The organism is Pseudomonas nunensis (assembly GCF_024296925.1).
In the GTDB taxonomy this organism is placed as follows: Bacteria; Pseudomonadota; Gammaproteobacteria; order Pseudomonadales; family Pseudomonadaceae; genus Aquipseudomonas; species Aquipseudomonas nunensis.
Window position 1 is genome coordinate 7,285,559 of record NZ_CP101125.1, and the last position, 23,225, is coordinate 7,308,783.

The 23,225-nt window shown below is 59.7% G+C and carries 18 protein-coding genes; 2 read left to right on the forward strand and 16 right to left on the reverse strand.

Annotation, left to right across the window (positions count from 1 at the left end; genetic code table 11):
• Window positions 1-70: 70 nt before the first annotated feature.
• Together NK667_RS32330 and NK667_RS32335 are read left to right on the forward strand one after the other, a co-directional pair.
• Window positions 71-493: a pilin gene (locus tag NK667_RS32330; protein WP_054051305.1), complete on the forward strand. Its 423-nt coding sequence runs from the start codon at window positions 71-73 to the stop codon at window positions 491-493.
• A gap of 356 nt (window positions 494-849) precedes the next feature.
• A complete protein-coding gene (locus NK667_RS32335; RefSeq protein ID WP_054616649.1) occupies window positions 850-1,200 on the forward strand; it encodes a BON domain-containing protein in 351 nt (116 codons plus the stop codon).
• A gap of 314 nt (window positions 1,201-1,514) precedes the next feature.
• Here the strand turns inward: NK667_RS32335 and NK667_RS32345 are convergent, their stop codons facing one another.
• From NK667_RS32345 to dksA, 16 genes are all read right to left on the reverse strand, one after another.
• Entirely contained in the window at window positions 1,515-1,811 is a 297-nt protein-coding gene (locus NK667_RS32345) for a DUF2845 domain-containing protein (protein WP_054051301.1), read from the reverse strand.
• Complete coding sequence (locus NK667_RS32350; protein WP_054616648.1) at window positions 1,811-4,753, reverse strand: DUF748 domain-containing protein; 2,943 nt, start codon at window positions 4,751-4,753, stop codon at window positions 1,811-1,813. The genes NK667_RS32345 and NK667_RS32350 overlap by 1 nt, the downstream gene beginning before the upstream one ends.
• A 116-nt stretch (window positions 4,754-4,869) precedes the next feature.
• The gene (locus tag NK667_RS32355; protein WP_054616647.1) at window positions 4,870-5,886 is read right to left on the reverse strand and encodes a class I SAM-dependent rRNA methyltransferase; all 1,017 of its coding nucleotides are present in this window, start codon (window positions 5,884-5,886) and stop codon (window positions 4,870-4,872) included.
• 229 nt (window positions 5,887-6,115) lie between these two features.
• Window positions 6,116-6,988, reverse strand: coding sequence for an oxygenase MpaB family protein (locus NK667_RS32360; protein ID WP_054616646.1), 873 nt, complete (start codon window positions 6,986-6,988; stop codon window positions 6,116-6,118).
• Between the two features lie 66 nt (window positions 6,989-7,054).
• Entirely contained in the window at window positions 7,055-8,992 is a 1,938-nt protein-coding gene (acs, locus tag NK667_RS32365; RefSeq protein ID WP_054616645.1) for an acetate--CoA ligase, read from the reverse strand.
• 210 nt (window positions 8,993-9,202) lie between these two features.
• Complete coding sequence (pgi, locus tag NK667_RS32370) at window positions 9,203-10,867, reverse strand: glucose-6-phosphate isomerase (protein WP_054051291.1); 1,665 nt, start codon at window positions 10,865-10,867, stop codon at window positions 9,203-9,205.
• Window positions 10,868-11,106: 239 nt separating this feature from the next.
• Window positions 11,107-11,487 carry an aspartate 1-decarboxylase gene (panD, locus tag NK667_RS32375; protein ID WP_054616644.1) on the reverse strand — a complete coding sequence of 127 codons (381 nt, stop codon included), beginning with the start codon at window positions 11,485-11,487 and terminating at the stop codon, window positions 11,107-11,109.
• Window positions 11,488-11,674: 187 nt separating this feature from the next.
• Window positions 11,675-12,535 carry a pantoate--beta-alanine ligase gene (gene panC / locus NK667_RS32380; protein ID WP_054616643.1) on the reverse strand — a complete coding sequence of 287 codons (861 nt, stop codon included), beginning with the start codon at window positions 12,533-12,535 and terminating at the stop codon, window positions 11,675-11,677.
• A complete protein-coding gene (panB, locus tag NK667_RS32385) occupies window positions 12,532-13,332 on the reverse strand; it encodes a 3-methyl-2-oxobutanoate hydroxymethyltransferase (protein WP_054051288.1) in 801 nt (266 codons plus the stop codon). Before panB ends, panC begins: the two co-directional genes overlap by 4 nt.
• 355 nt (window positions 13,333-13,687) lie before the next feature.
• Window positions 13,688-14,179 (reverse strand): 2-amino-4-hydroxy-6-hydroxymethyldihydropteridine diphosphokinase, encoded by a 492-nt coding sequence (gene folK, locus NK667_RS32390; protein WP_054616642.1) that lies wholly within the window; start codon window positions 14,177-14,179, stop codon window positions 13,688-13,690.
• Between the two features lie 3 nt (window positions 14,180-14,182).
• Window positions 14,183-15,583 carry a polynucleotide adenylyltransferase PcnB gene (locus NK667_RS32395; RefSeq protein WP_054616641.1) on the reverse strand — a complete coding sequence of 467 codons (1,401 nt, stop codon included), beginning with the start codon at window positions 15,581-15,583 and terminating at the stop codon, window positions 14,183-14,185.
• Between the two features lie 1,311 nt (window positions 15,584-16,894).
• Window positions 16,895-18,331, reverse strand: a complete 1,437-nt coding sequence (locus NK667_RS32400) for a sigma-54-dependent transcriptional regulator (RefSeq protein WP_054616640.1) — start codon at window positions 18,329-18,331, stop codon at window positions 16,895-16,897.
• 22 nt (window positions 18,332-18,353) lie between these two features.
• Window positions 18,354-21,308, reverse strand: coding sequence for a sensor histidine kinase (locus NK667_RS32405; RefSeq protein ID WP_161807681.1), 2,955 nt, complete (start codon window positions 21,306-21,308; stop codon window positions 18,354-18,356).
• Window positions 21,292-21,468, reverse strand: coding sequence for a hypothetical protein (locus tag NK667_RS32410; RefSeq protein ID WP_003176118.1), 177 nt, complete (start codon window positions 21,466-21,468; stop codon window positions 21,292-21,294). Before NK667_RS32410 ends, NK667_RS32405 begins: the two co-directional genes overlap by 17 nt.
• A 75-nt stretch (window positions 21,469-21,543) precedes the next feature.
• The gene (gene gluQRS, locus NK667_RS32415) at window positions 21,544-22,434 is read right to left on the reverse strand and encodes a tRNA glutamyl-Q(34) synthetase GluQRS (protein WP_054616639.1); all 891 of its coding nucleotides are present in this window, start codon (window positions 22,432-22,434) and stop codon (window positions 21,544-21,546) included.
• A 213-nt stretch (window positions 22,435-22,647) separates the two neighbouring features.
• Window positions 22,648-23,088 carry an RNA polymerase-binding protein DksA gene (gene dksA, locus NK667_RS32420; RefSeq protein WP_007902025.1) on the reverse strand — a complete coding sequence of 147 codons (441 nt, stop codon included), beginning with the start codon at window positions 23,086-23,088 and terminating at the stop codon, window positions 22,648-22,650.
• Window positions 23,089-23,225 lie beyond the last annotated feature (137 nt).

Genomic DNA, 23,225 nt, shown 5'->3' on the forward strand with positions numbered 1-23,225 from the left:
AAGGCCTGGCACGGAGTATGCTGAGGCTTAATCAGATCATGAGATTTCGACTCATGCATGGAGCTTGTCTATGAATACTCAGAAAGGTTTTACGCTGATCGAGCTGTTGATCGTGGTGGCGATCATCGGGATTCTGGCGACGTTTGCGTTGCCGCAATACTCCAAGTATCAGGCGCGGGCGAAAGTGACGGCTGGTATTGCTGAAGTGTCGGCTCTCAAAGTGCCGTATGAAGATGTGATTAATGCGGGTTCGGCTGATCCGACGTTGACCAACGTCAACGCCGGTGTGGCTGCGACTCAGAACTGTACTCTTTCGATGACAGGGACTGTAGCCGCCGGTACGGGCACACTTGTTTGTACACTGATCAATGCCCCGGCGCCTGTATTGGGCAAGACCATCACGCTTTCGCGCAGTGCGACTGCCGGCTGGACTTGCGCAACTACTGTAGCCCCGACTTATGCGCCAACCGGTTGCGCCGCCAGCGGGACTTGATTTTTACCTGAGTCCGAATGCCCTGTCTGTCAAAGACGGGGCATTTTTTTGCCCGGTGAAAAACCTCAAGGGTGAAAAACCGCAGGTTGTTTAGAAAAAAAGGTGCCTACAAAGGTATGCACGATGAAATTCCTCAAAATTCATGGCCTTAGGCCAACGAGAAAACCGGCATCTTGCATGTACATAATTTGATGGTCATGCAATTTGCATGAATCCGGAATTTTAACTAATTCATAACTCGTTGTTTTATAAAGCATTAATGTCAGTCTCAAAGTTGGCACAGCGTTCGCAATATACCCAGTAACCCTGCTGAGAAGACACGCAGCAGACTTTATAGAAAAACAGGAGTTACTCGTATGAAGAAGTTCGCTATCGCTACTGCTGCCGCGCTGACCCTGACCATGGCCGGTGCTGCTTTTGCACAAACCACCACAACTACCCAAGCCCCGATGACTTTGGCGGCTGGTGAGATGACCAAGGCTAAAGAAACCACTTCCGATACCTGGATCACTACCAAAGTGAAAAGCGATCTGGTTACCGAAAAAGGCATTCCAGGCACTGACATCAAAGTAGAAACCAACAAAGGTGTTGTATCCCTGTCGTCGACTGTAGCAATCACCGACGCTCAGAAAGCCACCGCTGTTGCGATCACCAAGAAAATCAAAGGCGTCAAAGCAGTTTCTGCTGACGGCCTGAAAGCCGAGTAAGGCAAGACTTCTCCGCTTGAACCGGGAGAAGGCGTGGCAGACGGGCTAAGCAATACGTCTGCCGCCTCTGGAGAGTTCATGCGAAGGCCACAAGGACGTGGCCATTACAGGCCTCCGACATTCGTGTCGGGGGCCTGTTCTATTGTGGGCGCCGCAAAACCAAATGTAGATTTTGGATACACAAAAACGCCTGTGGGAGCGGGCTTGCTCGCGAAGGCGGTGTGTCAGTCAACTTCAATGCTGAATGACACACCGCCTTCGCGAGCAAGCCCGCTCCCACAGGGGTAGGTGTTTAAGTTGTCAGTTGTGGTGAGTCAGTTCCCACGCTTGCTGGTGATCTGCACCAGTCGGTTACCTTCAAACCGCAGGTACTGATACATCCCGCTATTAGGACCGTAAGTCCATTCCTCGACCGGGAACTCTTCGCGCCGGTTGGCACTGCGCTTATAGCCCAACGCATCCCGGGACACGGGTTGTCCACATTTCTGCAGCACTTCGCTGGACCGGTCGCCCACGCTGATCAACTGACTGCCGCAGCGCAGGGTATCGGCTGCGCTGGCCTGACTGGCGGCCATCGCCAGGGTCAGGCCGATCAGCAATTGTCTGATCATCACTCGGCGTCCAGGTGCAGGGGTGTAATCACCCGACCATCACTTTGCGCTTCGCCCAGGCTGGCGTCGACAAAGTACACGCGGTCATCGGCCATCTGCGTTTTGTCCACCAGGAAGTCCTTGATGCTGCTGGCCCGTTCCTGACCCAGTTGGCGCAACAGCACGTCGCTGGAACTCCAGAACTTGATCACGTCCGCGCGCATTTTGGCGGTGCGTTCTTCCTTGCCCAAGTCCTTCCATTCGGCGGGCGGCTGAGTCTTGAGACGGGTGCGGTAGATGCCTTCCAGCAGCGCACCTTTCTCGCCCTCCGGCACTTGCAGCAGAGACGCCTGAGCCGGAACCTTGTCGCCACGGCGCTGGAGCATTTTGTAGTAGTTGTACTGGTATTCACGCTCCAGACGTTGCTCGGCAATCAACGGCCCGTCGCTGTTTTGCGCGGCGGTGCCTTCGATTTCCAGGCGCAGGGCCGGACGTTCCTTGAGCGCGCTGGAGAGTTTGACCAGCGACGCCTCGGCTTCCTTGCTCAGGTCACTCGAACCCGGTGCAAACGACACGGTGCCGAGATCTTCCGAACCACCGCCGCTGATCAACCCGCCGATCATTTTGAACGGTGCTGCAGCCGCTTTGACGATCAGGTTGCGCAAGGTCTGCCAGACAATCGGCATGATGCTGAACTGCGGGTTGTTCAGGTCGCCGGTCACCGGCAATTCGATGGAAATCTTGCCGTCGACGTCCTTGAGCAGGGCGATCGCCAGTTTCAGCGGCAGGCTGGTGGCGTCCGGGCTATCGACTTTCTCGCCCAGTTGCAGTTGCTCGACCACAACCTTGTTTTCAGCCTTGAGCTGGCCCTTGGTGATCAGGTAATGCAGGTCGAGATTGAGCCGGCCCTTGCGGATGCGGTAGCCGGCGAACTTGCCGGAGTAAGGCGTCAGCGTCGTCAGTTCGACCCGTTTGAAACTGGTGGCGATGTCGAGGCTGGCCATCGGGTCGAACGGGTTGACCGCGCCCTTGATGGTGACCGGCGCATAACGGTCGACCTTGCCCTTGATGTCGACCGTCGCGGGTTTCGCCTGGCGGCTGTCGATGGTGCCGATCGCACCGTTGAGCTGTTGCACCGCCGTCGCGAAGTTTGGCGTGAGGCTGAAGTCGGCGAAGTTCGCCGAACCGTCATTGATCGCAACGCCGCCGACATGGATGGCCAGTGGTTTGTCCTTGCTGGCCGCCGGTTTCGCTGCAGCAGTCTTGGCGCCGGAATCGGGCGGTTGCGGGACCAGCAAGTCATCGACGTTGGTGGTGCGGTCATCGTTGATCATGAAGCGCACGTAGGGCTGGAACAGGTTGACCTTGTCGATCGACAGGCTGTCGCCGTGCTGATAGTTCAGGCCTTCGAGCGTCAGTTGCTGCCACTTGAGGAAGTCGCGGGTTTTCAGGGTGTCGAGGGTGTGCAACTGATCGACCTGGGCGCGGCCGGTTACGCTGAAGGCCAGCGGGTCGGTGCTTTTCAGGTCAACCGCCAGGTCACTGCCGAGCATGCCGCTGCGCAGTTCCAGGCGAATGAACGGGGTGATATAGGACTGGGCGACCCGCAGGTCGATGTCCTTGGTCTGCACTTTCAGCTTGGCACTGACCGGCGCCAGATTGACCTCGCCGTCCGCAGTGATTTTGCCTTGCTTGCCGATACCCGTGTCGAGCTTGAGGGCGAAAGGCGAGCCATTGAGGCTGTCGAAATTCTGCAGGTCTACATTCAATGGGCCCACTTCCAACGCCACAGCCGGCTGCGCCTTGCGGTCGGCCAGATGAACCTGGTAATTGCGCAGTTGCACGTCTTTGAGCAGCACCTGCCAGGGTTTGCTTGGCGGAGTAGGTTCAGGTTTTGGTGAGTCGGCTGCTGCCGGAGTCGTCGCCGGTTCGGCTTTGGCTTTGACGGCTGCTTTGGACGGTTGGCTGGCGAAAAGTTTCTGCCAATCGAGTTGCCCGTCTGCTTCAAGGGCGGCCCAGGTTTCGAGTTTGTTGCTGCGGATCTTGCCGACGACGACTTGCTGCTTGGCCAGGTCGATCGTGGTATCGCTGACGTCCAGGCGTTCGAGTTTCACCAGCGGACGGCCGTCCGGTGCATTGATAGCGAAGGGCGCGACACTGACCGCGACGTTGCTCAGCAGCAGTTCGGTTTCCTTGGCCAGGTTGAGCTTGTAGTCGGTGCTCAAGTTCAGCACGCCGTTTTCCAGGGCCAGAGGCAACGCATCACGCACGTACGGCCACCAGACTTTCATCTGGCCGTCGGTGACTTTCAACTTACCTTCGGAGGCAATCGGTACCAGGCTGAAATTGCCGGTCCAGTCGATCTGCCCGCCTGCGGGGCCGGCCGCGACCAGGGTCATGTCGGCGTTGTCATCGGGCAGCGTGCTGAGGTTCTTCAGCTCGAAATCGAGTTTGTCGTAAAGGAATTCGATCGGCTCGCTGGGGCGCGAATCCTGGAAGTGCACATAACCGCCGGCCAGTCTGATTCGCTCCACGCGCAGCGGGAACGGCTTGGCGTTCGGGTCGGCCGGGGTCGGTTCGCTGGCGGGGATTTTGAACAGGCCGAGCAGGTTGAGTTTGCCGTCCTTGCCGAAAAGGATTTCAGTCTTGGGCTTGTCCAGTTCGATATCGGACAGGTGCAGCGCCTTGGTCCAGAGGCTGTCGATCTGCAGGTTGGCGTAAAGCCGTTCGAAGCCGACCTGTTCCTTGCCCGGCTCACCGATGATCAGGCCCCACAGGGTGACTTCAAGGCTGAAGGGGTTGAGTTCGATGCGCTGGATGTGCGCGGGCGTCGTGGCGTAATTGGCCAACTGCTGGTTGGCGATCCGCAAGGCGATGCCCGGCAAAATCAGAAACCCCAGCAGGCTGTAGAGAGCCAGAGCAGTCAGCAAGGCGCCGATAGCGCGAATCAATCCTTTGGGCATGTGCGGCTTCATTTGTCTGATCGGAGTGCCTTGGAGTATGGCACGCGTTTTCGGTTCCGAAGTACTCGCCCTGTTCAGGATTGTTCAGAAAAAAGTGAATGAAACGTCCTCGCGAGTCAAAGCTGCAGGATCAGGGTTTTCAATGGTGGCTGCTGATCCATCGACGGGAAATCCGCGCCCGGGGTCATCACCGACCACTCGCGCACTGGCCGTCCGGCCTTCTCCGCACAGCGCAAAACCTGCTCGCGCCAGTCGTCCATGCTGACCTTCGCCAGGTTGTTGCAGCAGATCAGCACGCCATTCTCGGCGGTGGTCAGCAACGCGGGTTTGAGCAGGCTTTGATAGTCGCGCAGCAGGTCGACCGTGCCGAATGCGCTCTTGGCCCAGGCCGGCGGATCGAGCAGCACCAGATCGTACTGACGCTGTTCCAGGCGTTGGTAGCTCGGCAGTTTCTGCCCGCGACGTTGACTGATCGGCAGGCCGGCCAGTTGGCGGATCGCCGGGAAGTAATCGGACTGAATGAATTGCATGGCCGGCAACTGCGGGTTGAGCAGGCCGTTTTCGCGGCCAACGGCCAGGTTGCCTTCGGCGAAGTCGAGGTTGCAGACTTCGCGCGCACCACCGGCCGCCGCACTCAGGCCGACGCCGCAGGTGTAGGCGAACAGGTTCAACACACTTTTACCTTTGCTGTGATCCTTGACCCAGCCACGGGTGTTGCGCAGGTCGAGGAACAGCAGCGGGTCTTGCCCGGCGTGACGGCCGCGAACCCGGTAATTGAGGCCCCATTCGTGGCCGATCAGGTCTTGCAGCGCGGCTTCGTCGGCTTGGTAGACGGTGTCTTCGCGGTCGATACGCGAATTGCCCCGGGAGCGGTCGTTGTAGACCAGCAGGGTGTCGAGGCCCAGGTGTTGATTGATGATGTCGTGCAGTTGCAGCAGCGCGTCGCGCTCCAGCGACTGGTGAAAGCTTTGCACCAGCAGTTGCGGGCCGTAACGGTCGATGGTCAGGCCGCCGGCGCCTTCCTGGCTGCCATGGAACAGGCGATAGCAATCGGTGCCCTGCTGATGCAGTTCGGCAAGCAGGTCCTGGCGATGATCGAGGGCGGCGCGCAGCGCCTGATTCAAGGAAGACATGCTGGGCGCCTTGCAGGAGGAGGGAATTTGGCGCGGGAGTTTAACAGCTTGGCATGGGACCGCGGTGTTCTGTGGCGAGGGGGCTTGCCTGTGGCGAGGGAGCTTGCTCCCGCTGGGCTGCGAAGCGGCCCCGAAATCTCGGCCCTTGTCGGGGATTTTTGCGAGCGCTTCGCGCTCGAGCGGGAGCAAGCTCCCTCGCCACGGGGTTATCGGCGTAAGGTGTGGAGCGTCAGGTCAGCAACCCCATCCGCCGCTTGGCCCGTTGCACCGAGCCATTCCTCATCGCCCAGCGCAGCATCGGCGCACTGCGCTTGACGCTGGCGCGGATCAACTGACGTTGCAGCGGGTTCTGATTGACCCCAAGCATGTCACTCGCCCAGTCCGGCAGCAGGTCGATACCGGCCTGCATCATCAAGCCGCCAAACGGTTTGGCCATGCGGCTGGGGGAGGGCGCGTTCAGCAGCAGGCGCAACACCTCGCGACTGCGGTCGTCGCACAGCAGCTGCGGGCGGATTCGCTCCAGATACTCGGCCATTTCCTTGCGGCTATGCGGCACATCGCGGGCGCCCAGGCGCTCGGCGATCACCGCGATTTCGGCGTAGTAGCGGTCTTGATCAGCCAATGACAAATGCGGATTGCGATAACGCAGGTGCGCCGCGAGGAAGTTGCTGACCTCGGCCACATGCACCCAGGTCAGCAAGTCAGGATCACTGGCGGCGTACGGCCGGCCATCCGGCGCGGTGCCGACCACTTGCAGGTGGATGGTGCGCACTTTTTCGATCAGCCAGTCGGCGTCCTTGCGCGAACCGAACGTCGTCCCGGAGATGAACTGGCTGGTACGGCGCAAACGGCCGAGCATGTCTTCGCGAAAATTCGAATGATCCCAGACCCCGGCCAACGCCAGTGGATGCAAGGCTTGCAGCATCAACGCACTGATGCCGCCGATCAGCATGCTGCTGAAATCACCATGCACTTGCCAACTCACCGACTCGGGCCCGAACAGGCCGGGGTCGCCCTTGGGGTTCTCCAGGTCGAGGTTGCCCAAGGACAGACCAGTCAGGCTCATAAGCTGGGTTTCGATGCGGGTGCGGATGAATTCCATGGCGACTCAGTGGCGAAAAAAAGACTGACCTGGAATGCCTCCTACAGGGCATTCCAGGTCCGAGTGTTATTGATTCAGGCGTTTATCGACCAACTCCTGCACCACGCTCGGATCGGCCAGGGTCGAAGTGTCGCCCAGGCTATCCAGTTCATTGCAGGCGATCTTGCGCAGAATCCGCCGCATGATCTTGCCCGAGCGGGTTTTCGGCAAGGCCGGCGCCCATTGAATCAGGTCTGGCTTGGCGAAGCTGCCGATTTCCTTGCTGACGTGCGCCAGCAGTTCTTTCTTCAGTTCATCGTTGGGTTCGGAGCCGTTCATGGGCGTGACGAAGGCGTAGATGCCCTGGCCCTTGACGTCGTGGGGGTAACCGACCACCGCGGCCTCGGCGATGCTGTCGTGCAACACCAAGGCGCTTTCCACTTCCGCGGTGCCGATGCGGTGCCCGGAGACGTTGATCACATCGTCGATACGCCCGGTGATCCAGTAGTCGCCGTCCTCATCGCGCCGGGCGCCGTCGCCGGTGAAGTAGTAGCCGGGGTAGGGTTTGAAGTAGGTTTCGACCATGCGTTGCGGGTCGCCGTAGACGCTGCGGATCTGCGCCGGCCAACTGGATTTGATCGCCAGCACGCCGCTGCCGGCGCCTTTGATTTCCTTGCCCACTTCATCAAGCAATACCGGTTGCACGCCGAACATCGGTTGCGTGGCGCAGCCCGGTTTGATCCGTTGCGCGCTGACCAACGGGCTGAGCATGATGCCGCCGGTTTCGGTCTGCCACCAGGTGTCGACAATCGGGCAGCGTTGCTCGCCGACCACGTTGAAATACCAATCCCATGCTTCCGGGTTGATCGGCTCACCGACACTGCCGAGTAATCTGAGGCTCTCGCGAGACGTTTCCTTCAGCGGCTCGGAGCCTTCACGCATCAGCGAGCGCAGGGCGGTCGGTGCGGTATAGAAGATGTTGACGTGGTGTTTGTCGATCACTTGCCAGAAGCGTGAGCTGGTGGGGTAACTCGGTACGCCTTCGAAGATCAGCGTGGTCGCGCCATTGGCCAGCGGCCCGTAAACGATGTAGCTGTGGCCGGTGACCCAGCCGACGTCGGCGGTGCACCAGAACACTTCTTCGTCGCGGTAATCGAGTACGTACTTGAAGGTCATCGCCGCTTGCAGCAGATAGCCGCCGGTGGTGTGCAGCACGCCTTTGGGTTTGCCGGTGCTGCCGGAGGTGTAGAGGATGAACAACGGATCTTCGGCGTCCATCGGTTCCGGCGGGCAATCGTCGCCGACATCGCGCAAGGCCTGGTGATACCAGATGTCCCGACCTTCGACCCAGTTCACTTCGCCCTGGGTGCGCTCGACCACGATCACCGTGCTGACGTTCGGGCAACTCTCGAGTGCTTTGTCGACCTTCTCCTTGAGCGGCACGAATTTACCTCCGCGCACGCCTTCATCGGCCGTGATCACGGTACGGCAGTCGGCGTCGAGAATCCGGTCGCGCACCGAGTCCGGGGAAAAACCGCCAAACACCACCGAATGCACCGCGCCAATCCGCGTGCAGGCGAGCATCGCGTAGGCGGCTTCGGGGATCATCGGCATGTAGATGCACACCCGATCACCTTTCTTCACGCCACGACTTTTCAGCACGTTGGCCAGGCGACAGACGTTGTGATGGAGTTTTTTGTAGGTGATCTGGGCGGATTCGGCGGGGTCGTCGCCTTCCCAGATGATTGCGATCTGATCGCCACGTTTTTCCAGGTGACGGTCGATGCAGTTGTAACTGACGTTCAGCTTGCCCCCGGCAAACCAGGCGGCTTCGCCGGTTTTCAGGTTATAGCGCTGGACGGTTTGCCACGGAGTGCTCCAGTCAAGGAAGCGCGTGGCCTGTTCAGCCCAGAAGGTGCTGGGGTGTTCGATGGATTGTCGGTAGAGACGCTGGTAGTCGTCCTGACTCAGGTTGGCTGCCCGGCGTACGGCATCGGCTTTGGGGAACGTGCTGATATCGAACATGACGGTTCCTTATTCTTGTTTTGGTAAACAAGTCATAAAGATGCGCCGAGTGCCCAGCGGGTTCAAGTCGTACACAAACCAATGTGGGAGCGGGCTTGCTCGCGAATGCGGTGGATCAGTCAACTTATCTGTTGAATGACACTCCGCCTTCGCGAGCAAGTCGAATCGTCGCACCGCCGCTCCCACAGGGTGTTGCAGTGTGGCGTCAGATCAACCGCGGTGACGGCCGCGGAAGTAGTTGATCAGGCCTTGGGTTGAAGCATCGTCAGCCGGGGTTTCTTCGCTGCCGACCAGGCGGTTGTAGACGCCTTTGCCCAGTTCTTTACCCAGCTCCACGCCCCACTGGTCGAAGGCGTTGATGCCCCAGACCACGCTTTGCACGAAGACTTTGTGTTCGTACAACGCCACGAGTGCGCCGAGGCGGCGCGGGCTGATGCGCTCGACCACGATGGTGTTGCTCGGACGGTTGCCCGGGATCACCTTGTGCGGCGCGAGTTTGTGTACTTCTTCTTCGCTCAGGCCTTTGTCGCGCAGCTCGGTTTCAGCTTCGGGAAGGGTCTTGCCGAGCATCAATGCCTGGCTTTGCGACAAGCAGTTGGCGTACAGCCACTGGTGGTGGTCAGACACCGGGTTGAAGCTGACGATCGGCACGATGAAGTCGGCCGGGATCAGCTGGGTGCCCTGGTGCAGCAACTGGTGGTAAGCGTGCTGACCGTTGCAGCCAACGCCACCCCAGATAACCGGGCCAGTGTCGGTGGACACAGGCGTGCCATCCTGACGCACGCTCTTGCCGTTGGATTCCATGTCCAGCTGTTGCAAGTGCTTGGTGATGTTACGCAGGTAGTGGTCGTACGGCAGGATCGCGTGGCTTTGCGCGCCCCAGAAGTTGCCGTACCAGACGCCAAGCAACGCCAGCAGCACCGGCATGTTCTGTTCGAACGGCGCGCTCTGGAAATGCTGGTCCATGGTGTAGGCACCGGACAGCAGTTCCTTGAAGTTCGACATGCCGATGGCCAGGGCAATCGGCAGACCGATGGCCGACCACAGCGAGTAACGGCCGCCAACCCAGTCCCACATCGGGAAGATGTTCTCTTCGCGGATACCGAAGGCCACTGCTGCGGCGTTGTTGCTCGAGACCGCGATGAAGTGACGATACAGCTCGGCTTCCGAACCGCCCTGGGCCAGGTACCAGGCGCGTGCGGCCTGAGCGTTCTTCAGGGTTTCGAGGGTGTTGAAGGATTTCGACGAGACGATGAACAGCGTGGTCTCGGCGCGCAGCTTCATGGTCAGTTCGTGGAACTCACTGCCATCGATGTTCGCCAGGTAATGGCAACGCACGCCTTTATGGGCGTAGGACAACAGCGCTTCGGACACCAGCTCGGGACCGAGGAACGAGCCACCGATGCCGATGTTCACCACGTCGGTGATCGGCTTCTCGGTGTAACCGCGCCACAGACCATCGTGGATACGGCCCACGAGGTCGGTGATCTGGTTCAGCACTTTGTGCACTTCGGGCATCACGTTGACGCCGTTCACCGACAACTTGTCGCCCACCGGGCGGCGCAGTGCGGTGTGCAGCGCTGGACGGCCTTCGGAAGAGTTGACGATTTCGCCTTCGAACAACGACTTGATCGCGCCTTTGAGGTCGACTTCGTTGGCCAGGCCCACCAGCAGATTGCGGGTCTCGGCGTTGATCAGGTTTTTCGAGTAATCGAGAAATAGACCGCAGCTGCTGAGGGTGAATTGAGTAAAGCGCTGCGGGTCGGCATTGAACGCTTCGCGCATGCTGAAATCCTGCATGGCTTGGCGGTGGTCTTTCAACGCTTGCCAGGCGGGCAGAGCGGTAACGTCATGAGGAGTGCGGTAGTACGCCATCGCTGCGATTTTCCTTTTTACTTGAACTGCCTTTAAGACACTGAAGATCCCGGAACGTCCCGACCGCTGGGTGGGTCATTGCGGGCAATCTGCTTGGAGACGATTAAATAGCGCAGGGCGGTAACAGTAAACCTCGCGTGCGGATCTGTCTTCGCTTTGTATGACTCGTTTTCTGTACTTTTTTAACATTAAAACCAGAAATGCCCCGACAAACGGGCGTTTGCCGGGGCAGGGTGCTATCAGGCCACCTGGACCGGAATGGCATTACTGATGTGGCTCAGCTCATTGCCCGGCGCCATGTAGAGCATGCGCGGCTTGAAGTTCACCAACTCGGCTTCGCTGTAATGAGCGTAAGCGCAGATGATTACCCGATCACCGACCTTGGCCTTGTGCGCCGCAGCACCGTTGACGGAAATCATGCGCGACCCTTCTTCGCCACGAATCGCGTAGGTAGTGAAGCGCTCGCCGTTGTCGACGTTGTAGATCTGGATCTGTTCGTATTCACGGATGCCGGACAAGTCCAGCCACTCGCCGTCAATGGCGCAAGAACCTTCGTAATCGAGTACTGCGTGGGTGACTTCGGCGCGGTGCAGCTTGGCCTTGAGCATGATGGCGTGCATGAGTGTTTCCCCAGGTCGGAATCGAACGGCGGGCATATTGCACGAAGGCTTTGAGGGCGGCAATACGCTCTGGAAGTCACCACAAAACCCACTGTGGGAGCGAGCCTGCTCGCGAATGGGACATTCAACATCAATGCTGAATGTCCCATTCGCGAGCAGGCTCGCTCCCACAGGGGGATTGCGGTGTTTAGGCGGAAGCGTCGAGGTTCAGGTGCAGGTTGTCGATCAATCGCGTCGTCCCGAGGAACGCCGCCATCAGAATCACCAAATCCCGATCCTGCGCAGTGGCCGGACGCAAGGTCACGGCATGGCGGATTTCCAGGTAATCGGTGCGCAATCCAGCCGCTTCGAGCTGTTTGATTTGCGCCTCGATCAGCGCCGGATAGTCGCGATCACCCTGTTTAATCGCATCGGCTATCGACGACAGCGTGCGATACACCACGGGCGCAGTCGCTCGTTGTTCTTCGCTGAGGAAACCGTTGCGCGACGACAGCGCCAGGCCATCGGCGGCGCGGACGGTCGGTTCGCCGATGATCTGGATCGGCATGTTCAGGTCATGCACCAGGGCGCGAATCACTGCCAGTTGCTGGAAGTCTTTCTGACCGAAGATCGCCAGGTCCGGCTGGACCATGTTGAACAGTTTGCTGACCACCGTTGCCACACCTTCGAAATGCCCCGGACGGCTGGCGCCACACAGGCCTTCGGACAGTTGCGGAACGCTGACGCGGGTCTGGCCGGCCATGCCGTCGGGGTACATTTCTTCGACGGTCGGGGCGAACAGCAGATGGCAGCCGCCCTGGAGCAGTTTTTCCTGATCCGCCGCCAACGTGCGCGGGTACTTGTCGAGGTCTTCGCCGGCGCCGAATTGCAGCGGGTTGACGAAAATACTCGCGACCACGAAATCCGCCCGTTGGGAGGCTTTGGCAATCAGCGCGATATGACCGCTGTGCAGGTTGCCCATGGTCGGGACGAAAGCAATGCGTTTGCCTTCACCGCGGGCACGGGCGATGGCAGCCCGCAGTTCGCGGACGGTTTTGACGGTGTTCATGCAGAGAATCCGTGTTCGATACCTGGGAAAGTCGCCGCTTTGACTTCAGAGACGTAAGCGCCGAGTGCAGCCTGGATGCTGACTTGTCCGGCCATGAAGTTCTTCACGAACTTCGGCACGCGACCCGTGATCGACAGGCCGAGCATGTCGTGCAGCACCAATACCTGGCCGTCGGTGCCGCTGCCGGCGCCGATGCCGATCACCGGAATACCCACGGCTTGGGTGATTTCTTCAGCCAATTCGCTCGGTACGCATTCGAGCAGCAACATCGACGCACCGGCCTGTTCCAGGGCGATGGCGTCAGCACGCATCTGCCGCGCCTGGTTCTCGCTGCGGCCCTGGACTTTGTAGCCGCCCAGAATGTTTACCGATTGCGGGGTCAGGCCCATGTGCGCGCACACCGGCACACCGCGTTCGGCCAGCAGGCGGATCGAGTCCGCCAGCCACAAGGCGCCTTCGACCTTGACCATGTGCGCACCGGCCTGCATCAGCAGGGCACTGTTGGTCATGGCTTGTTCGGTGGTGGCGTAGGCCATGAACGGCAGGTCGGCGAGGATCAAGGCGTCGGCATTGCCGCGTTTGACGGCGGCCACGTGGTAGGCCATCTCAGCGGTGGTGACGGGCAGGGTGCTGTCGTGACCTTGCAAAACCATGCCGAGGGAGTCGCCCACCAGCAGCACTTCGACACCGGCCTCATTGCAGGCGTGGGCGAAGGTCGCGTCATAGCAGGTCAGCATGGTGATTTTTTCACCTTTCTGCTTGAGGCTCTGGAGCGTGGTCAGGGTGATGGCTGGCATGTAAAAAATCCTCGTTCAGGCGCTATGGAAACTACTGCGAGTAACGCGCGTGATTCTTCATTTACTCAGGCGCACGGTCTTTTGTCGTGCTTATAAGGCCTGGATTGCGCCCTTTAGCGCCGCGTTGGCGGCAGCGGGACGCCTATAGTCGTGAGGAGGACTCGGGAAGTCAATTGTGTGTGTTACCGCATTGTTACGTGTGGGGTGTTACCGGGGTAACTGATGCGATTCAGCAGATTTTTGTGACACTGCATAAACAATGTGGGAGCGGGCTTGCTCGCGAATGCGGTGTGTCATTCAACAGAGATGTCGACTGATACACCGCATTCGCGAGCAAGCCCGCTCCCACAGGGGGTTAGCGTGAAGCTTGGGGGAGGCGTTCGAGGCCGACGAACGGACATGCCTCAAGCAATTCGTTGAGAGTCCGGCCATCCGCCAATCGCAAATCCGCCGGCGCCAGTTCAGCCAGTGGATACAGGACGAAGGCGCGTTCCTGCATATGGTAGTGCGGGACTTTGAGGCGGGGTTCGTCGATCAGGCGATCGCCGAACAGCACAATGTCGAGATCCAGCGTGCGTGGCCCCCAACGTTCAAGGCGCTCGCGACCATGGCCGTTTTCGATGGCTTGCAGCGCATCGAGCAGGTCCAGCGGCGCGAGGCGGCTGTCGAGGGCGGCAACCGCGTTGGTGTAGCGCGGTTGGCCGGGCAGCAGCGAGTCGCTTTGATAAAACCCGGAAACCCCAACCAGTTCGGTTTGCGGCAACCGCGCCAGCGCCTCGACGGCGCTGCGCAACTGTTCAGCGGGGTCAGCCAGATTGCTGCCCATGCCGATGTAGACGCGTTCCATGACTTACTCGCCCGTGGTGCTCGGTGCGCCGGCGGCGCGTTTGCGCTTGGCGCCACCGCTGCGACGACGTTTGCGCGGAGCGCCAGTGCCGTCATCCTTGCCGCTGAGGTCGCGGATCATGTCGCGACGTTCGCTGTCGTTCGCGTCCTGATAATCCGTCCACCATTCGCCCAGCCCATCGGTCTGCTCGCCGGCGCTTTCGCGCAACAGCAAGAAGTCGTAACCGGCACGGAACCGCGGGTTGTCCAGCAATAGGTCGGCGCGCTTGCCGCTACGGCGTGGCAGGCGTTCCTGCATGTCCCAGATCTCGCGGATCGGCATGGTGAAGCGTTTCGGAATCGCAATGCGCTGGCACTGTTCGGCAATCAGCTCGTGCGCCGCTTCCTGCATCGCCGGAATCGGTGGCATGCCGCGTTCTTGCAGGCGCAACACGCGGGCTGGGAGAGCCGGCCACAACAGTGCAGCAAACAGGAACGCCGGGGTCACCGGTTTGTTCTGCTTGATCCGCAGGTCGGTGTTGATCAGCGCTTCACTGATTAGCGTGTGGGTGTACGTCGGGTTGTATTCCAATGCCTCGGCACTGGCCGGGAACAGTGGATCGAACAACTGCAGGTCGACCAGCATCTCGAAGGTGTCCGCGGCGTGGCCGGAGAGGAACAGCTTGAGTACTTCTTCGAACAGACGTGCCGACGGGATCTCGCGCAGCATCGGTGCCAGGTCGCGGATCGGCGCGGCGCTGTGTTTTTCGATACCGAAATTCAGCTTGGCGGCGAAACGCACGGCCCGCAGCATCCGTACCGGGTCTTCCTGGTAGCGTTGCTTCGGGTCGCCGATCAGGCGGATCAGGTGATTGCGGATGTCGTGTACGCCGTTGGCGTAATCGAGGATGCGCTCGCTGACCGGATCGTAATACAAGGCGTTGATGGTGAAGTCACGGCGTTGCGCGTCTTCTTCCAGGGTGCCATAGACGTTATCGCGCAGGATGCGCCCGCTCTCGTTGCGGGAAGACTGGTTGCTGTCTTCCTCTTCATCGTTTTGCGGGTGGTTAGCGCGGAAGGTCGCGACTTCAATGATTTCGCGACCAAAGTGAATGTGCACCAGTTTGAAACGACGGCCGATGATCCGCGCATTGCGAAATTCTGCCCGTACTTGTTCAGGGGTGGCGCTGGTGGCGACGTCGAAATCTTTCGGCGTGATGCCGAGCATCATGTCGCGCACACAACCGCCGACCAGGTAAGCCTGGTAACCGGCGTTCTGCAGGCGTTCGACGATATTCACCGCGTAGCGGCTGAATTGCCCCTTTTGCAGCGAATGTTGGCCGCTGTTGAGCACTTCAGGCGTGCTGCGGATGTGTTGCGTATGACGCTTGGGAGAACGGAATGACTGGAACAACTTCTTCAGCATGGGATGCACTGTTTGAAGGAATGTTCGGCCATAACGAAGAATGACCGCATGATGGGCCGGGATTCTAGCATTTAGTCGGGGGATGGTGTAGGAAGCTGCGAAACCGCGTGAAGGGCATATCTGGAAGGCACCGTAGCAGCTGACGAGCAGCGCGAGGCAGCGTCCGGCGGCGAAGCCGTCGTAAACCAGATATTGCGGTGGGTCAGGGGAAACGCGGTTGCTTATCTTGCGACGGCTTCGCCGCCGAACGCAGCCTCGCGCTGCTCGACAGCTGCTACGTGCGGTCGATACGCGGTTGGCGGCGAAGCCGTCGTAAACCAGAGATTGCGGTGGGTCAGGGGAAACGCGGTTGCTTATCTTGCGACGGCTTCGCCGCCGAACGCAGCCTCGCGCTGCTCGACAGCTGCTACGTGCGGTCGATACGCGGTTGGCGGCGAAGCCGTCGTAAACCAGAGATTGCGGTGGGTCAGGGGAAACGCGGTTGCTTATTTTGCGACGGCTTCGCCGCCGGACGCAGCCTCGCGCTGCTCGACAGCTGCTACGTGCGGTCGATACGCGGTTGGCGGCGAAGCCGTCGTAAACCAGAGATTGCGGTGGGTCAGGGGGAATGCGGTTGCTTATCTTGCGACGGCTTCGCCGCCGGACGCAGCCTCGCGGTGCTCGACAGCTGCTACGTGCGGGCGAGATACGGACGATACGCGGGTTATATGCAGGCTGCGGGTTATGCGCGGGATCAAACGCCAGAAACTACAAGGGGAGCCGAAGCTCCCCAAGAAGTAGTTGCATGCTCTATTTTTATTATTGGTTTCGGGCTTTTTGTTTTTGTTAAGTGCCCTCGCCATGAAGTTTTTCCTTCATGACCCTCCCAATCGGGAGCCAAGAGCAAACGGATTGCTTTGGTCGCTGTGTTGCAGTGATCTTACGATCCAACCAGTTCAGGCTCTGTCTTAGGACAGTTTTTGTTGTTCTCGGCCTGGTCGTGGGGCAAGCCCCAAATACAACGCCTCTCCAAAAGAATCAGTTAGCTGCGCCTCTCGCCGTCTTGTTTTTATTGTGCGTGAGTCGATTCGTCTTATTTTTATTGTCTTGTGCATTGCTTGTTATTGTTCTTGTACTGAACATATAGCAGGGTGCGTGCCAACTTTTGCGAGGCCCAGCAAAACAAGGGGTTAGCCGGTCTGGCGAGGTTTTTCGAGGCCCAAAAAAACCGGGGCTTCGTTACCGTAAGCCCCGGCTTCTGTTACGTGAAAAGACTGGGGTAACAGTTTTTTCACAGTGTCAGGTGTTACCCGCACACCCTACAGGTGACGTTCAGCTTTCGCTGGCCACCCCGGTCTTGCGCCGTGGAATGCCCAGGCGTTGGCGACGTTCCCACAGGCACTTGCGGCTGACCCCGAGTTTGCGGGCCAGTTCGGTTTCGGTCATGTGGTCCTGATGCTCGAGGACGAAGTGCTGGAAGTAGTCTTCCAGCGACAGGTCTTCGGTCGGCTCATGGCTATTGTTACCGGCGGCGTTGCCCTGTTGCGGTGGCAGGCCGATGAAGTCGTCATCGTCCAGATCGCTCAGTTCGATGTCGATGCCCAGCAGCTCGGCGGAAATTTCCGGACTCTCGCACAGGATCACCGCGCGTTCGACCGCATTTTCCAGTTCACGAACGTTGCCCGGCCAGGTGTAGTGACGAATTGCCTGTTCGGCATCCGGGGCAAACTTCAGGTCGGTGCGGTTGACCCGCGCGCTCTGGCGCACCAGGAACGCATTGGCGATTTCGTTGACGTCGGCACCGCGCTCGCGCAGGGCCGGCAGTTTCAACGCGATTACGTGCAGGCGGTAATAAAGGTCTTCACGGAACTGGCCGATCTTCGCCAGGCTCTTGAGGTCCCGGTGAGTTGCGGCGATCAGGCGTACGTCGACTTTCTGCGACTGCACCGAACCGACCCGGCGAATTTCGCCTTCCTGCAACACGCGCAGCAAGCGAGCCTGAGCTTCGAGTGGCAGTTCGCCGATTTCATCGAGGAACAAGGTGCCGCCGTCCGCTGCTTCAACCAGACCGGCACGCCCAGCGCTGGCGCCAGTGAATGCGCCTTTCTCGTGGCCGAACAGTTCGGACTCGATCAGGCTTTCCGGAATGGCCGCGCAGTTCACCGAAATCATCGGCGCCTTGGCGCGTTTGGAGAGGTTGTGCAGGGCGCGGGCCACCAGTTCTTTACCGGTACCGGACTCGCCCTGGATCAGAACGTTGGAATCGGTGGGCGCGACTTTGCGGATTTTGCTGTACAGGTCCTGCATCGGCGGACAGGAGCCGATGATGCCGATCTCGCCATTGCTGTTATCGACGCCCGGCTTCGCGGCGCCATTGACGGCTTTGCCGACCACTGGCTCACCGGCGGCGGGTGCCGACTGGCGATCACGCAGGATCCGCGCAACAGCCTGAAGCATTTCGTCGTGATCGAAAGGCTTGGCGATGTAATCCACCGCGCCCATCTTCATGGAATCGACGGCCGAACGCAGGCTGGCGTAGCTGGTCATGATCAGCACCGGAGTGCCTTGGCCAAGCTTGATCAGTTCAGTGCCCGGTGCGCCAGGCAGGCGCAGGTCACTGACGATCAGGTCAAACGTGGGAATGCTGAAACGCTCTTGTGCTTCCTGCACGGATCCGGCTTCGCTGACCTGGTACTGATTACGTTCCAGCAGGCGGCGCAAGGCGGAGCGGATAATTGTTTCGTCTTCGACGATCAAAATGTGCGGCATTGATTCGATACTCTCGACGGTCTCAGTTCACAGCGGACGTCGCTTCGACATGACGCGGTAATGTCACCCGGATACGGGTACCGCGTTGGCTTTGAACATCAGCCGGGCTGTCGATGGTGATTTGTCCATAATGCTCTTCAACGATGGAATAGACCAGTGCAAGGCCCAGACCGGTGCCTTCGCCAGGATCCTTGGTGGTGAAGAAAGGTTCGAACAATCTATCCATGATGTTCTTCGGAATACCGCTGCCTTCGTCTTCCACGATCAGATCGACCGTGTGTTCGCCGGCTTCGCTTTTGACCCGCACCGCACTGTGTGGCGGCGAGGCGTCGCGGGCGTTTGAAAGCAGATTGATCAAGACTTGGGCGAGCCGCTGGGGATCGCCTTCGACCCAGTGATCGGGGTCGCACAGGTTATAGAACTGTACTTCGAAATTGCGCCGGTTCAGGGCCAGCAAGCCGATGGCATCCTGGGCCACTTCGGCCAGACAGACGGGCTCGTCGCTGTGCTGGTGACTGCCGGCGTGGGCGAAGCTCATTAATGACTGCACGATGCGCGACACACGTTTGGTCTGCTCGAGAATCTGCCCGCTGATTTCCGTCAGCTCGGCGTCTTCCTCGCGCTCTTCGCGCAGGTTCTGCGCCAGACAGGCGATGCCGGTGATCGGATTGCCGATTTCATGGGCCACGCCTGCCGCCAGTCGGCCAATGCTCGCCAGTCGTTCGGAGTGCACCAGTTTGTCTTCGAGCATCTGCGTTTCGGTCAGGTCTTCCACCAGCAGCACCAGGCCACTGTTGCCTGGCGCGAGCGGTTCATCGATGGCGGCTTTGTGCAGGTTCAGCCAGCGGGTCTGGCCATCGAGGGCCAGGTGCTGTTTGTGCAAGTGTTCGTCCGGCAGATTAATGAAGCCTTGGAGCAATTCTTTCCATGGATCGCCAATGGTGCTGAGGCGCGAACCGACCACGCGTTGCGCGGCGATCCCGGTCAGTTCTTCCATGGCTTTGTTCCACATCAGTATCTCTTGATCCTTGGCCAGGGAGCAGACGCCCATCGGCAGTTCCTGCAAGGTCTGGCGGTGGTAGCGGCGCAAGGCATCGAGCTCGGCGGCGAGGCCGGTGAGGCGCGAATGGTAGTCCTCGAGACGGCTCTCGATGAAGTGAATGTCCTCGGTCACATAGTTTTCGCCGCCGGCCTTATAAGGCAGAAAGGTTTCGACCATGTCCTGGGCGACGCTCGGCCCCATCAGGCCCGAAAGGTTGGCTTCGATGCGGTCACGCAAACGGCGCAACGCGTAAGGCCGGCGCTCGTCGAACGGCAGATAAAGATCGCGCAGGGCCTGCTCGACTTCTTTCTGCGCAGCCTTGGCGCCCAGCGGTTTGGCCAGTTGCGTGGCGAATTCCTGGGGCGAGGCAGCGTGCAATTCCCGGCGTTGCGGGCGGCGCACGTTGTCCACCGCGCAAGCTTCAGCGGCGCTGGCTTCTTCGGGGCTGGCGTTGGTGAACAGCGAGATCAGAGTGAACATCAGTACGTTGGCGGCCAGCGACGCAATCGCCGCCATGTGCCAACTGGTGTCGTCGAGCACGTAGATCATGTTCAACAGCGGAATGTAGAAACCCTGCAGATTGCCCACCAGCGGCATCAGCATGGTCACCATCCACACCAGAATCCCTGCGAGCAGACCGGCAATAAAGCCGCGACGGTTGGCGGTCGGCCAATACAGGACCGACAGAACCCCCGGCAGGAACTGCAACGTGGCGACGAACGCGACGATGCCGAGGTTGGCCAGGTCTTGCTCCGCGCCCAGCAGCAGATAAAAACCGTAACCGGCCATGATGATCGCGACGATCAGCGCCCGGCGGGTCCACTTCAGCCAGCGGTAGATGTTGCCTTCGGCGGGCGGTTGATACAGCGGCAGGACCAAATGGTTAAGCGCCATCCCGGACAGCGCCAGGGTGGTGACGATGATCAAACCGCTGGCCGCCGACAAACCACCGACGTAAGCCAATAGCGCCAAAGCCTTGCTGTTGGCGGCGATGCCGATGCCGAGGGTGAAGTATTCCGGATTGGTGGTCGCGCCGAGTTTCAACCCGGCCCACAGAATCAGCGGCACCGCCAGGCTCATCAGCAGCAGGAACAGCGGCAAGCCCCAACTCGCACTGACCAGCGAGCGCGGGTTGAGGTTTTCGGTAAAGGTCATGTGATACATGTGCGGCATCACAATCGCCGAGGCGAAGAACACCAGCAGCAGCGTACGCCACGGACCTTCCTGCAACGGCGTGTGCAAAGCGGCGAGGGCGGTCTGGTTTTGCAGCAGCCACAGTTCCAGCTGTTGCGGGCCGTCGAACACGCCGTACAACGCATACAGGCCAACGCCGCCGATGGCGATCAGCTTGATCACCGATTCAAAGGCAATCGCGAACACCAGGCCTTCGTGTTTCTCCCGCGTCGCAATGTGGCGCGAGCCGAAGAAAATCGTGAACAGGGTAATCAGTGCACAGAAGCTCAGGGCTACGCGATGCTGCACCGGTTCGCGGGTCAGGATGCCGATGGAGTCGGCCACGGCCTGAATCTGCAACGCCAGCAGCGGCAAAACGCCGATCAACATGAAGATCGTGGTCAGCGCGCCGGCCCAGGTGCTGCGGAAGCGGAAGGCGAACAAATCCGCCAGCGACGACAGTTGATAGGTGCGGGTGATTTTCAGGATCGGGTACAGCAACACCGGCGCCAACAGGAATGCGCCGGACACGCCTAAATAGCTGGACAGAAACCCGTAGCCGTACTGATAGGCCAGGCCGACCGTGCCATAAAACGCCCACGCACTGGCGTAGACCCCCAGCGACAGGGTGTAAGTCAGCGGGTGGCGAATGATCGCCCGGGGGATCATGCCCCGTTCGCTGATCCAGGCGACGCCGAACAGCACCGCCAGGTACGCGGCGCTGATCAGGATCATCTGGGTCAGGCTAAAGCTCATCGGCATCTTTTTGGCTCTGCAGGATGAAGGTCACGACGATCAGAATCAGCCAGAGCAGATAAGGGCGATACCAGGCGCCAGTAGCGTCGATCCACCAATCCATGATGGCCGGGGAGAACAGATAAATCCCCACTACCAAAAGCAGGACCAAGCGATAGATGTACATCCCGGCCTCTCTTTTATGCGCGTGCCCGAAAACGTGCGGCGATGGTAACGGATGGCGGCGCGACTGCAAGTGCCATCACTGCAGTTGCGCCTCGGGCAGCGCCAGTGTGCGCGGGATCAGTGCGGCATCCCAGTGGGCGATGCCCCAATTCAGCACTTCCCGTGGCGTGGCATAAATCAGTTCGCTGCCGGGATTCTGCCCCAGCGCCCGCAGTGCCCGCAGCAACAGCGGCGTGGCCTGATCGTCTGCCAGCGGTGGCGAACGGTAGGATTTGCCGAGTTTGTTACCGTCCGGCTGGGTGATCAGCGGCACATGCAGGTAACGCGGTTGCGGCAGGCCGAGCAGTTCTTGCAGGTAGAGCTGTCGCGGCGTGGAGTCGAGCAGGTCAGCGCCGCGCACGATATCGGTGATGCCTTGCCAGGCGTCATCCAGCACCACGGCCAGTTGATAAGCATAGAGCCCGTCGCGGCGGCGAATCACGAAATCCCCGACTTCCCGGCCCAAGTGCTGGCGGAACTCGCCTTGCACCCGGTCGATGAAGTGATATTCCAGCTCCGGCACACGCAGGCGAATCGCCGCGTCATCAGTGCCATGCCCGACATTGCGGCACAGGCCGGGATAAATGCCGTGATACGGCTCCAGTTGCTTGCGTGAACAGGTGCAAGCGTAGGCCAGGCCATGATTGAACAGGCGATTGAGCACTTCGGCGTAGGCGTCGTGCCGGTCGCTCTGGCGAACCAGTTCTTCATCCCACTCGAAACCGTAGCTTTCCAGCGCTTTAAGAATCGCGGCCTGGGCGCCGGGTTCTTCACGGGGCGGGTCGAGGTCTTCCATGCGCATCAGCCAGCGACCACCCACCGAGCGCGCGTCGAGGTACGAGGCCAGGGCGGCGACCAGCGAACCGAAGTGCAAGTGACCGCTGGGCGTAGGGGCGAAGCGGCCGATGTAGGGTGTAGTGGCAGTCATGGAATGATGTTACGTCGTCGAGTCGTGCGCCGGCCACCCTGTGGGAGCGGGCTTGCTCGCGAATGCGGTGTATCAGTCAACATTTAAGCTGTATGACACACCGCTTTCGCGAGCAAGCCCGCTCCCACAGGGTTTCCACAGGATTTATGCTGGGGCGAATTGCGGAAACAAAAACGGAGCGTTCGCACGCTCCGTTTTTCGTTCAAGTCGAGATTACTTGCCGACTTGCTTTTCCTTGATTTCCGCCAGGGTCTTGCAGTCAACGCACATGTCGGCGGTAGGGCGGGCTTCCAGTCGCTTGACGCCGATCTCGACGCCGCAGGACTCGCACCAGCCATATTCTTCGTCTTCGATCAATTGCAGCGTCTTGTCGATCTTCTTGATCAACTTGCGCTCACGATCGCGGGCGCGCAATTCAAGGCTGAATTCTTCTTCCTGGCTGGCACGATCTGCCGGGTCAGGGAAATTGGCCGCTTCGTCTTTCATGTGATCAACCGTACGGTCGACTTCCTGCATCAAGTCCTGTTTCCACTTATTCAGGATCTTGGTGAAGTGAGCGCGCATGGGCTTGCCCATGTACTCCTCGCCCTTAACTTCTTTGTAGGGTTCGAAGCCGCTGATCGACTGGTTTTGCTGCTTTGCTTGGGTGGGCATGAAATGGACCGCCTCTACTCTTGTAATCCATTGCGCAGGATTGCTCCATCACCGACACCTGCCGGCCCTGCGGCTGCAAGCGGGCGAACTTACCAGATCAAAACGGACCGCGCTACTCCCGGATGTCGCGGTAGTGG